Below are 11,985 nucleotides of genomic sequence, written 5' to 3' on the forward strand. Positions count from 1 at the left end.
CGGCGGGCCCCCGCAAGCAGCCCCGGTGGCTGCTTGCCGGGACCCCCCCCGTCCCGTTACCGGGCCCGTTCCACCAGCGCGTCGAAGAGCCGCTGCTGCGCCGGGTCCTCGTGCGCGGTGTCCTCCGGATGCCACTGCACGGCGAGCAACAGGCCGTCGTGCGAAGGGAGTTCGACCGCCTCCACGGTTCCGTCGGCGGCCCGCGCGGTGACCGTGAGCCCCTCGCCGAGCCGGTCCAGGCGCTGGTGGTGGTAGCAGGACGCCTCGGCCTTGTCGGTGCCGGTGATCCGGGCCACCGCCGAACCGGGGGCGAGGGCGACGGGGTGCCTGAGGTGGCGGTGGTCGCGGTCGGGTCCGCCCATGTCCTGGTGCAGGGTGCCGCCCAGGACGGTGTTCACCACCTGGAGGCCCCGGCACACGGCCAGCAGCGGCAGCCCGGTCGCGAGGGCCTGACGGGCGAGTTCCAGGTCGAAGGCGTCCTGCTCGTCGTCCACGTCGTAGACGGTGTCGTGGGTGTGCGCGGCGCCGTAGCGGTGGGGGGCGAGGTCGCCGCCGCCGGGCAGCAGCAGGCCGTCGAACCGGGCGAGGCGGACGGCGACCTCGGCGGGGTCGGCCGTGCCGCCGGGGGCGTGCGGGTGCAGGGTGACGGGCTCGCCGCCCGCCCGCCACACGGCCTCGACGAGGGCGCGCGCGTTGACCTCGGCGGCGTGCCGCAGCGCGGAGGCGGTGGCGGAGAAGCGGGCGGGTACGGCGATCAGCGGGCGGTGGGTCACAGCTGGATCCAGGTGGTCTTCAGTTCGGTGTACTTCTCCAGGGCGTGCACGGACTTGTCCCGTCCGTTGCCGGACCGCTTGACGCCGCCGAACGGCACGGTCAGGTCGCCCTCCTCGTAGCAGTTGACCCACACCGTCCCGGCCTTCAGGGCGCGGGAGACGCGGTGCGCGGTGGACAGGTCGGAGGTCCACAGGCCGGCCGCGAGGCCGTACTCGGTGGCGTTGGCGAGGGCGACGGCCTCGTCCAGGTCGTCGAAGGCGAGGACGGCCAGCACGGGCCCGAAGACCTCCTCGCGGGCCAGCCGGCTGTCCGGGGCGACCCGGTCGAAGACGGTCGGTTCGAGGTAGACGCCACCGGTCCCGGTGAGGGTGCGCGAGCCGCCGGTGCGCAGGCGGGCGCCGTCCTCGGTGGCGGTGCGCACATGGCCGAGGACCCGGGTCAGATGGTCCTCGCCGACCAGGGCGCCCATCTCGGTCTCGGGGTCGAGCGGGTCGCCGACCCGCAGGGCGCGGGCCCGGGCCACCACCGCCTCGGTGACCTGTTCGGCGATCGAGGAGTGGACGAGCAGCCGGGAGGGCGCGGTGCACATCTCGCCCTGGTTGAAGAAGATGCCCCAGGCGGCGGTCGCGGCGGCCTTGTCCAGGTCGGGGGCGTCCGGCAGGACGATGTTGGGGGACTTGCCGCCCAGTTCCAGCCAGACCCGCTTGAGGTTGGAGTCGGCGGCGTAGCGCAGGTAGTGGCGGCCGACGGCGGTGGAGCCGGTGAAGGCGAGGACGTCGACGTCCGGGTGCACGCCGAGGGCGCGGCCGGCCACGGGCCCGTCGCCGTTGACGACGTTGAGGACGCCCGGCGGCAGCCCCGCCTCCAGCGCGAGCCGGCCGAGCAGCAGTGCGGACAGGGGCGAGTTCTCCGAGGGCTTGAGGACCACCGTGCAGCCGGCGGCCAGCGCCGGGGCGACCTTCCAGCCGGCCAGGGTCAGCGGGAAGTTCCAGGGGACGACGGCGCCGACGACCCCGGCGGGCTCGCGGGTGACGAGGGCGAGCGCGTCGGGCGCGGTGTGCGGGGACTCGTCGGTGAGCTTGTCGGCGAGCTGGCCGTACCAGCGGAACGTCTGGGTGACGGCGCGCAGTTCGATGTCGTGGGCCTCGCCGATGGGCTTGCCCGTCTCCAGGCTGACGGTGAGGGCCAGCTCCGCGCGGTGGGCGTCGAGGAGGTCGGCGAGGCGCACCAGGACCCGGCCGCGCTCGGCGGGGGCCAGGCGCGGCCAGGGGCCGTTGTCGAAGGCCCGGCGCGCGGCCGCGACAGCCGCGTCGATCTCGGCCGTACCCGCGTCGGCCACCTCGGTCAGCACCTGGCCGTCGCGGGGCGAGACGACGGGAAACGCGCTGCCGCCCCCGGCCTCCTCGGCGCCGTCGATGAGGTGGAGCCGGGGCGGCCGGAACTCCTTGGCCCGGCGGAGCCAGTCGTCGTGGGTGGGTGCGGTCATGCGGTCCTCCGGTCCATGGGTCGTACGGTCCTCCGGTGTGCGGAGGGGCCGCCCGCCGCGCGTCGCGGGGGCCGCGCGGCGGGCGGGCGGGTGGTGGGTTCAGCGCGGGTCGGCCGTCGTACGGCGGCTCCGCAGGCGTTCGTTGGCCACGCCGAGGGCCAGCACGGCGGGCACGGCGAGCACGAGCCATACCGCGGTGCTCATGGCGCCGCCGATGAGGGTGGTGAAGTTGGCCAGGATGAGCCAGATCGCGCCGGCCAGGCCGAGCGCGCCCAGCACGGGGGCGATCAGGGTGTGCCACAGGCGGGTGTCCACGCGCCGGCGGCGGAAGAACACGACGACCGACACCGAGGTCAGCAGGTAGAGCAGCATCATCGCGAGGACGGCGAGCCCGCTGAACCAGGAGAAGAGGGTGAGCACCGGGTCCTTGCCGGCCAGGGCGAACGGGAGGACGAGCAGGACCGCGATCACGGTCTGGACGCAGCCCGCGGCCCAGGGGGCGTGGCGGTCGTTGAGCCGGCACAGGGCGGCGGGCAGCTGCCGGTCCCGGCCCAGGGAGAACAGATAGCGGTTGGCGGAGTTGTGGAAGGTCAGGATGCCGGCGAACAGGGAGGTGGCGAGGAGGACGGGCAGGACTGCGCCGACCCAGCCGCCGAACTGGGCGGCGATGGGCGCGAAGACGAAACCGGCGGAGTCGCCGTGGGCGAGCGCCCGGGCGGCGGCGTCCGGTGCGCGGGAGGCGCCGTAGGCGGAGATCAGCATCCAGGAGACCAGGGCGAAGAAGCCGGTGACGACGACGACCGACAGATAGGTGGCCCGCGGCACCGTCTTCTTCGGCTCCCGGGCCTCCTCGCCGTAGATGGCGGTCGCCTCGAAGCCGAACATCGACGCCACGGCGAACATCACGGCGACCCCGGGTGCGCCCTTCAGGGCCGCCGACGGGGCGAAGCTGTGCGCCACGCCCAGTCCCTCGGGTCCGCCGCCCTTGGCCAGCGTGACGAGGCTGAACACCAGCAGGATGCCGAACTCGGCGAGCACGAACACGGCGAGGACGCGGGCGCCCATCTCGATGCCGGCGGCGCCCAGGGCCTGCACCACGGCCATGGTGAGCAGCGTGTAGACCCACCAGGACAGATGGATCCCGGTGTGGTCGGCGACCAGCCCGCTGACGATGGAGCCGTACAGGCCGTACATGGCCGCCTGGATCACGCAGTACGCGAAGAGGGCGACGCTCGCGCTGCCGGCGCCGGCCGTCCGGCCGAGGCCGGTGCCGATGTAGGTGTAGAAGGCGCCCGCGTCCACGACGTGCCGGCCCATCGCGACGAAGCCGACCGAGAAGAGGAGGATCACGGCGCCGGCCAGCACATAGGCGGCCGGGGTGCCGGAGCCGTTGCCGATGGCGACCGAGATGGGGGCCGCGCCGGCGATACCCGTCAGCGGGGCCTGTCCGGACAGGACGAAGAAGAGGATGCCCAGGACGCCCAGGGCGTTGGGCTTGAGCGTGGCTGCAGTGGAGGCGTCCTGCACGGTCCGCGGGGCGGAGGCCGTCTGACTGTCCACTCGGATCACCTGCCAGAAAAGGGGGAGGATCGTTTCAGGCCAAACGAGTTGCCTTATCGTGGGGCCGAACTATCCGTTTGACAAGGGGGTGGGAGCAGGGAATCCCGCCGCGCGGCGAATCCTTGTGGCGCCGTGACCGAAGGGCGACGGCCCCCGGCAGGCGGCCGTCAGTCCTCGGTCGCCGACCGCTCCAGCAGCGCCCGCAGCTCCGCGAGGGCCTCCTCGGTGACCTCCCGCTCGCCGAAGACGAGCTGGTGCAGCACCAGTCCCTCCAGCGCGGCGAACACCAGCCGGGACAGGCCCCGGCTCGGCTCAGCCGGCAGGATCCGGGCCAGCTGCCGGCCGGTGGCCTCGAAGTACTCCTCGTACAGGGCGCGCAGGTGCGGCAGCAGCTCCGGCCGGCGGCGGGCCTCCAGCAGCAGCTCGTACTGGAAGGCCTGGAGCTCGGGCCCGGACTCCACCATGCCGGGAAGGCCGTCGGCGAAGTCGGCGGCCCGGCCGGAGCCGTTGTCGAGCGCGCTGCCGCGCAGCGAGGCGCGGATGGCGTGGGTGACGGCCTCCTCGATCAGCGCGTCGCGCGAACCGAAGTGGTGCACGACGAGCCCGTGGGTGACCCCGGCCTCCTCCGCCACGGCCCGGTAGGTGAGCCTGCGCAGCCCGCCGCGGGCGACCACGCGGACGGCGGCGTCCAGGAGGGCGACCCGGCCCGTTCCGTAGTGGTTCACGCGCTTGCGGGTACGGCGCTCGCCGAGGGACGGGACGGAGTCGGTCATGGTCACGACCCTACCGGCGGCGCCGCGTTCAGCGCTTCGGCGCCCGGATGCCACGGAACTCCCAGTCGCCGCCGAGCGCGGTGGACAGCACCTCCTCGGACTCGGTGGGCTGCGCGCCGACATCGGTGCGGATCGGGGTGGGGCCGGTGACGATGTGGTTGGTGAGCCTGCCGAGGCCCTCGACCTCGACCTCGACCACGTCGCCGGGCCGTACCGGGCGGGAGTTCGCCGGGGTGCCGGAGAGCAGGACGTCGCCCGGGTGGAGCGTGATGGTGCGGGCGATGTCGGCGACGAGGTAGTGCATGTCCCACTTCATCTCGTCGGTCGAACCGTCCTGCACCACCTGGCCGTTGACGTACGTGCGCAGGCTCTTGCCGTGGAAGTCCCAGTCGGTGACCAGGCCGGGGCCGAGCGGGCAGAGGGTGTCGGAGCCCTTGACCCGGAGCATGGAGCCGGCGTCGGTGTCGCGGAAGTCGTGCAGACCGTAGTCGTTGGCGACGGTGTAGCCGGCGATGTACTCCCCCGCCCGCGCCGGGGAGATGTTGCGTGCCGTCCGGCCGATGACGATGGCGACCTCGCCCTCGTAGTTCAGCCAGTTGCAGCCCTCGGGCCGTACGACGGCGCCCTTGTGGGCGTTGAGGGCCGAGGTCGGCTTGTGGAAGTAGGTGGGGGTGTCGGGCAGGTCGATCCGGAACTCCTCGACCCGGCTGCGGTGGTTGAGGTGGACGGCGATGATCTTCGAGGGGACGACCGGGGGCAGGTGCCGCGCCTCCTCGGTCTTGACGCGGCGGCCGTCACCGGCGACGAGCTCGTCCCCGTCGACGGTGACCTGGACGGTGGCACCGTCCAGGAGGATGCGGCGGTACTCGGGCATGTCGGTGGCTCCTCAGGGGCTGTGCGGGGTGGTGGGGGCGGTGCCGGTCCAGCCGCCCTGCGGGCGGTCGAACCAGAGGTGCACCTGGCCGGTGCCGATCGAGTTCTCGTACGCGCCGTACTGGCGGCCCTTGGCGACGCAGGCCCCCTCGCCGAGGGCGCCGGCCATCATCAGGTAGTGGAAGAAGCGCGCCTCGGGCTTGTACCGCCAGAACTCGTCCATGGTGTCGAGGACCTTGTCGTGACGGCCCTCCTTGAACCAGGCGATCCGCTCGTAGTCGGCCTCGCGGGCCTCGGGGGTGAAGATGTGCGCCGGGTCGCTCGCCTCGTGGTCGCGCAGTTCGCGCAGCGGCCAGAAGGTGTGCGAGAGGGCGCCGGAGGCGATCAGCAGCACCCGGCGGCCGGGCGTGGCGGCGATGCCGTCGGCCAGCGCGCGGCCGAGGCGCAGATGGTCCTCCATGTCGCCGGTCTGGCAGACGCCGATGGTCACCCACCGCTTGTCGGGCAGTCCCTCGCCGAGGAACTTCCAGAGGTTGATGGTGGCGTAGTAGACCGGCAGGTAGGCGTCGTCGATCGCGGTGATCCAGGTGCCGTGCTTCTCGGCGAACGAGGCGACGTTGTGGGCGAGTTCGGGGTCGCCGGGGTAGTCGAACGGCATCCTGCTCATGCCGCGCGGCAGTTCCTCGGAGGTGAACAGGCCGGCCCGGCGGTCCTGCGCGGTGACCACGAACTCGACGGTGGTGGCCCAGTGCGAGTCGAGGACGACGACGGTGTCGTAGTCGTCGCGCTCGAAGACGTCCGCGCGCAGCTGCCGCAGCCCGGTGACGAGGGTGATCTCCTTGCCCTCGTTCAGCTCCAGCCGGGTCCGCTCGGGGAGCACGATGGTGGGGACGTGGGCCAGCAGGCCCGCGCCGACGATCTCACCCATGGTCCCGCCATCCCTTCGGCGCGGTGACGGTGTTCTTGATGTCGCAGTAGAAGTCGAAGCTCCAGGTGCCGCCCTCGCGGCCGACGCCGGACTGGCGGGAGCCGCCGAACGGCGCCTGGAGGTCGCGGACGAAGAAGCAGTTGACCCAGACGGTGCCCGCGACCAGCCGCGCGGTGACGCGGTCGGCGCGCGCCGGGTCGCCGGTGACGACGGTGGCCGCGAGGCCGAAGCGGGTGTCGTTGGCGAGCCGGACCGCCTCGTCCTCGGCAGCGAAGGTCTGGAGGGTCAGGACCGGGCCGAAGACCTCCTCCTGCACGATCTCCGAGTCCTGGGCGACATCGGTGAGCAGGGTGGGCGCGTAGTACTGGCCCTCCCCGCGGTGTCCGCCGATGACCGCGCGGGCGCCGTCGGCGAGCGCGCGCCGCACGAAGCCGTCGATCTTGTCCAGCTGGCGCGGGTGGATGTTCGGCCCGATGTCGGTCGACTCGTCGCGCGGGTCGCCCTGCTTCAGCGCGCCCGCCCGCTCGACGAAGCGCCGGGTGAACTCCTCGGCCACCGTCTCCTCGACCAGCAGCCGGGTGCCCGCGAGGCAGACCTGCCCGGCGTTGTCGTACTGCTCGACCGCGAGGTCCACGGCGAGGTCCAGGTCGGCGTCGGCGAACACCAGCAGCGGGGACTTGCCGCCCAGCTCCAGGCTGAGCGGGGTGAGCCGGGCGGCGGCCGACGCGGCGATGCGGCGGGCGGTCGGCACCGAGCCGGTGAAGCTGATGCGGCGCACGTCCGGGTGGGCCGTGAGGGCGTCGCCGATCTCGGAGCCCAGGCCCTGCACGACGTTGAGGACACCGGCCGGCAGCCCCGCCTCGGCGGCGATGTCGGCGAGCAGGGAGGCGGTCAGCGGGGACCACTCGGCGGGCTTGAGCACGACGGTGTTGCCGGCCGCGAGCGCCGGGGCGACCTTCCAGGTGGCCAGCATGAGGGGCGCGTTCCACGGCGTGATCAGCACGCAGGGCCCGGCCGGGTCCCAGCTGACGTGGTTGGTGTGGCCCCGGGTGTCGAAGTCCTCGTGGTCGAGCGTCAGCAGCCAGTCGGCGAAGAAGCGGAAGTTGTGGGCGACCCGGGGCATGACACCGCGCCGGTGGGAGCGGAGCAGGGCGCCGTTGTCGGTGGTCTCCACCATGGCCAGGTCTTCCAGCCGCTTCTCGACGCCGTCGGCGATGGCGTGCAGGACGCGGGCGCGCTCGGCGCGCGGGGTGGCGGCCCAGCCGGGAAACGCGGCCTTGGCGGCGGCGACGGCGGCGGCGGCCTCGGTGGCGGTGCCGCGGGCGATCTCGCCGAGGGCGGCGCCGTCGATGGGCGAGTGGTCGGTGAAGGTCCCGGCGGAGGCGACACGTTCGCCGCCGATCCAGTGCCGGGTGTCGACGGTGACTCCGGCGACAGTGATCGCGTCGGTCATGGGAAGGGCTCCAAAGGAAGAAGGGAGGGCCCCTTGGGGGCGGGGGCGGGGCGCCGTCGGGGGCGCGGGCGGTCGGGCGCTGTCGCGGGGGGGGGCGGGACGCTCGCGCCTGGTGCGGACACGGGACGGTGGGCGCCCGTCAGGGGCGCGGAAGACGGCGCGCGCGGCGACGAAGCGCCGGCCGCCCGCCGGGCTACTCGGCCGAGGCCCCGGACGTGCCGGACTCCAGCAGCCGTCCGCCGTCCCAGACCACTCCGACCTGCCGGTAGTACGCGGCGATCGGCTCCCGCACCTCCAGGCGGGCCAGTTCCTCGGTGGGCGACTCGAAGAGTTCCAGGTCCGCGTCCCCCACCCAGGGCTGTCCGCCCTCGAAGGAGGCGGCACCGGCCTCGATCAGCTCGTCCAGGGCGAGCCCGTTGCCCTTCTCGATCGAGGGCAGCCAGCGGTGGTGCGCCATGGGGTGGGCGTTGACGAAGCCGTTGGTCTCCGAGGGCTCCCGCAGGGTGACGACGGCCTGGGCGAGGCGCCGGTCGGCGGCGGCGAGGGTGGCGCCGAAGCGGGCCCCGGCCTCGATGCGCGGGGCGGGCCCGTAGGGGTGCGGGCGGGTCTGGTGGATGGAGCCGAACTTCTTCGGGTAGCCCTGGTGCAGTCCGCGGGCGATCGCGAAGTCCTTGTCCACCCAGATGTACACGCAGCGGGTGTAGGTGCGGCCCCGGTACTGGCAGCGCACGACCGCGAACGCCTCCTTGTACTGGGCGCGCACCGGGTCGAGCAGTTCGTCCCCGGACGCCGCGCAGGACTGCCAGTCGGCCCAGATCAGGGCGACCGCGCCGGGGTCCTCGTCGGCCGGTTCCAGGGGTTCCGGGAGCAGTTCGCGCACCCGGGCGGGGTCGGTGCGGTACTCGACGGTGAGCAGGTCGCCGGAGTAGCGCCAGGGCGGGGAGGGGATCAGCGAGGAGGCGCCGGTCGCCGTCTTGGGGTGGAGGAATCCACGGACACTGGTCACGGACGTTCCTTATGCGGTGAGGGCGGGCTGCTGGAGAAGGGCGGCGCGGTGGCGGGCCGCGGCCGCGGCGGCGGCCGGTCCGCCGAGGGCGACGACGCCGACCAGACGGCCGCCCGTGTGGTAGCCGGCCAGGACGTCGCCGTCCGGGTCGCCGTCGAGGACGCGCACGTCGTCCTTGCCGAGGGCGGGGGCGCCGAAGGACTGGAGCCGGAAGTCGTGCTGGTCGCTCCAGAAGGTGGGCAGCGGCGCGAACGGCGCGAGGCCGGGGTCGTCGCCCGCAAGGTGGGCGGCGAGCACCCGGGCGGCGTGCTTGGCGGTGTCCGTGGGGATCGACCAGTGTTCGACGCGCCGGGGTACGCCGTCGTAGCGGGCGTTGGGGAAGCGGGCGACGTCGCCGACGGCGACCACCTCGGGGCGTCCGCCGGCGCGCAGGTGCTCGTCGGTCAGGACGCCGTCGGACAGGTCCAGGCCGTTGCCGTCGAGCCACTCGGTGTTGGCGACGGAGCCGACCGACTCCACGACGACGTCCGCGGGGAGCACCGTGCCGTCGTCGAGGACGACCCCGGTGACATGGTCCTCGCCCTCGAAGGCGGCGACCCCGCGGCCGAGGGCGAACCGGACACCGCGCCGCTCATGGCGTCCGAGCAGCGCGCCGGCCAGCAGGTCGCCCAGGGGGCCGACCATCGGCAGCGGCTGCGGATCGACCACGGTGACCTCGGCGGCGCCGAGGGCCGCGGCGGTGGCCGCCACCTCGCAGCCGATGAATCCGGCACCCACCACGACCACCTTGGCGCCGGGCCTGGTCAGCGCCGCGCGCAGCCCCTGGGCGTCGTCCAGGGTGCGCACGGTGTGCCGCCCGGTGAGCGGTCCGGGGCAGCGCAGCCGCCGGGGGCGCATGCCGGTGGCCACGACGAGCCCGGCGTACGCGAGGGTCTCGCCGTCGTCGAGCCGTACGGTGCGCCGGTCGAGGTCGGCGGCGACGACGGTGCTGCCCAGGCGCCACCGCACGTCCGCGACGCTGGCGCGGGGCCGGAAGGCGAGCGACTCGAACGGGGCCTTGCCGGCCAGCACCTCCTTGGACAGCGGCGGCCGGTTGTAGGGCATGTGGGGCTCGTCCCCGATCAGGGTGATGGGCCCCGTCCAGCCGGCGGCGCGCAGCTGTTCGGCGGCGCGCAGGCCGGCCATGGCGGCGCCGGCCACGACGACGGTCGCGCTCATCGGCTCAGTCCTCGATCCGGATGGCCTGGAGCGGGCAGACGTCGGCGGCCTCCTCGACCTGCTCGCGCAGGGCCTCGTCGGGGTCGGGGACGTAGGCCAGGTGTCCGGCGTCGTCGAAGCGGAAGACGTCGGGTGCGGCGAAGACGCACTGACCGTGGTCCTGGCACTGGTTCATGTCGACGACGACCTTCATGGCCGGTCCTCCTGGTGCTGAGGGGGCGTCGGGAAAGGGGAGAGAGGGGCCCGGACGAGAGGGTCCGGGCCCCGGCCAAAGGGGTGCGGACGGCCGCGGTGCGGAGAACCGCACCCCCAACTCGTTTGGCGTCAAACAACATAGGAACGAGCAGGGCGGTGGTCAATAGCTATCCAGGTGGATAAATTTTTGCGACGCAAGCCTTGCGGGAAGGTGCGGGCCGTCCTTACCGTTTGGCACCAAACGAGCGACGCGCCGCCCGCGCCTCCCGCGAGGTGCCGCCGCTCACTCCCCCTCTCCCCCAGCGCGCTGAGCCCTGGGAGGCGCCCCCTTCCCCTAGAGGAGACACCGGTGAGCGCATCCGACACCCCACCCGTCCGCCGCCATGTGGAGCGGCTGGCCGCCGAGGGCATCGACGTGGTCCGGGTGACCTATCCCGACCTCATCGGCACCGAACGGGCCCGGGACGTCCTGCTGGACCAGCTGCCGTCCGTCTGCGACCACGGCCTCGCCTTCTGCCGCGCCGTCTACCACACCAGCCCCCAGGGCGACGTGGTACCGGTCGTCGGAGGGCTCGACGCGGGCCTGCCCGACATCTGTGTGCGCCCCGACCTCGACACCCTGACCGCCCTGCCCTGGGAGCCCGGGGTCGCCGCCTGCCTCGGCGACGTCACCGACCCGGCCACCGGCCGGCCCGCGCCCGAGTCGCCCCGCGATCTGCTGCGCGCCGTCGTCGACCGCTGCCGGGAACACGGGCTGCGGCCGGTGGTGGGGCCGGAACTGGAGTACTTCCTGTGCGAGGCCGCCCCGGACACCCCGGCCGGCTGGCGCCGCTACAGCGACGCCCGGGGCGTCGTCTACACGGCGGGCCTGCGCGCCGACGGCGACAACCACCTGCTGCGCACGCTGCGGCTGCTGCGCGGCATGGACATCGGCGTCAGCAGTGGCAACCACGAGTTCGACGGCTCGCAGTTCGAGATCAACCTGACCCACGGCGACGCCGTGACCGCCGCCGACCGCGCCTTCCGCTTCAAGGCGGCCGTCAAGGAGCTGGCCCGCAAGGAGAGCCGCCTGGCCACCTTCATGGCCAAACCGTTCAACGACGCGGGCGGCTCCGGCTTCCACCTCCATCTGTCCTGCCTGGACGAGCGGGACGAGAACGCCTTCCACGACCCGGCCGGCCCCTACGGCCTGTCCGCCACCGCGCGCCACGCCCTGGCCGGTGTCCTCGCCCACGCCCCCGCCCTCGCGGCCCTGGCCAACCCGACGATCAACTCGTACAAGCGATTCGGCCCCGACACCCTCGCGCCCTGGCTGATCGACTGGGGCCTGGACAACCGCAGCGCCATGGTCCGCGTCCCGCCCGAGCGGGGCCCCGGAGCCCGGCTCGAACTGCGGCTGGGCGACGCGAGCGCCAACCCCTATCTGCTGATCGCGGGCACCCTCGCCGCCGCCCTGCTCGGGGTGCTGGCCGGCGAGGAGCCGCCCGCACCGCTGGAGGGCTACGGCTACGACGTCACCAAGTCCCCCGTGCTGCCCACCAACCTGCCCGCCGCCCTCGACGCCCTGGAGGCGGACGCGGCGCTGGCCGAGGTGCTCGGCAAGGACTTCACCGCCTCCTACCTCACGTACAAGCGCGACGAGGTCGCGCGCTTCCACCGGCACGTCACCGACTGGGAGTTCACCGAGTACGCCTACCACCTCTGACGCCGAGGAGCCCA

11 protein-coding genes are annotated in these 11,985 nt (G+C 73.6%); 1 reads left to right on the forward strand and 10 read right to left on the reverse strand.

Annotated elements, in window-relative coordinates; genetic code table 11:
* Positions 1-56 precede the first annotated feature (56 nt).
* From BLW85_RS03215 to BLW85_RS03260, 10 genes are all read right to left on the reverse strand, one after another.
* Positions 57-773, reverse strand: coding sequence for a gamma-glutamyl-gamma-aminobutyrate hydrolase family protein (locus tag BLW85_RS03215; RefSeq protein WP_070029426.1), 717 nt, complete (start codon positions 771-773; stop codon positions 57-59).
* Entirely contained in the window at positions 770-2,260 is a 1,491-nt protein-coding gene (locus tag BLW85_RS03220) for an aldehyde dehydrogenase (protein ID WP_074990501.1), read from the reverse strand. Before BLW85_RS03220 ends, BLW85_RS03215 begins: the two co-directional genes overlap by 4 nt.
* Positions 2,261-2,359: 99 nt before the next feature.
* Entirely contained in the window at positions 2,360-3,820 is a 1,461-nt protein-coding gene (locus BLW85_RS03225) for an APC family permease (RefSeq protein ID WP_074990503.1), read from the reverse strand.
* A gap of 167 nt (positions 3,821-3,987) precedes the next feature.
* The gene (locus BLW85_RS03230; RefSeq protein ID WP_074990505.1) at positions 3,988-4,593 is read right to left on the reverse strand and encodes a TetR/AcrR family transcriptional regulator; all 606 of its coding nucleotides are present in this window, start codon (positions 4,591-4,593) and stop codon (positions 3,988-3,990) included.
* 28 nt (positions 4,594-4,621) lie between these two features.
* Entirely contained in the window at positions 4,622-5,467 is an 846-nt protein-coding gene (locus tag BLW85_RS03235) for a fumarylacetoacetate hydrolase family protein (protein ID WP_074990507.1), read from the reverse strand.
* 12 nt (positions 5,468-5,479) lie between these two features.
* Entirely contained in the window at positions 5,480-6,394 is a 915-nt protein-coding gene (locus tag BLW85_RS03240; RefSeq protein WP_074990509.1) for a 3,4-dihydroxyphenylacetate 2,3-dioxygenase, read from the reverse strand.
* A complete protein-coding gene (locus tag BLW85_RS03245) occupies positions 6,387-7,847 on the reverse strand; it encodes an aldehyde dehydrogenase (protein WP_074990511.1) in 1,461 nt (486 codons plus the stop codon). Before BLW85_RS03245 ends, BLW85_RS03240 begins: the two co-directional genes overlap by 8 nt.
* A 193-nt stretch (positions 7,848-8,040) precedes the next feature.
* Entirely contained in the window at positions 8,041-8,853 is an 813-nt protein-coding gene (locus BLW85_RS03250; protein ID WP_070021879.1) for an acetoacetate decarboxylase family protein, read from the reverse strand.
* Between the two features lie 9 nt (positions 8,854-8,862).
* Entirely contained in the window at positions 8,863-10,071 is a 1,209-nt protein-coding gene (locus BLW85_RS03255) for an NAD(P)/FAD-dependent oxidoreductase (RefSeq protein ID WP_074990513.1), read from the reverse strand.
* A 4-nt stretch (positions 10,072-10,075) separates the two neighbouring features.
* Positions 10,076-10,264: a ferredoxin gene (locus tag BLW85_RS03260; protein WP_070021877.1), complete on the reverse strand. Its 189-nt coding sequence runs from the start codon at positions 10,262-10,264 to the stop codon at positions 10,076-10,078.
* Between the two features lie 351 nt (positions 10,265-10,615).
* Between BLW85_RS03260 and BLW85_RS03265 the strand changes: the two genes are divergently transcribed.
* On the forward strand, positions 10,616-11,971 hold the full coding sequence (locus BLW85_RS03265) for a glutamine synthetase family protein (RefSeq protein ID WP_074990515.1): 1,356 nt from the start codon (positions 10,616-10,618) through the stop codon (positions 11,969-11,971).
* Positions 11,972-11,985 lie beyond the last annotated feature (14 nt).

It is taken from the genome of Streptomyces misionensis, assembly GCF_900104815.1.
GTDB classification, from domain to species: domain Bacteria; phylum Actinomycetota; class Actinomycetes; order Streptomycetales; family Streptomycetaceae; genus Streptomyces; species Streptomyces misionensis.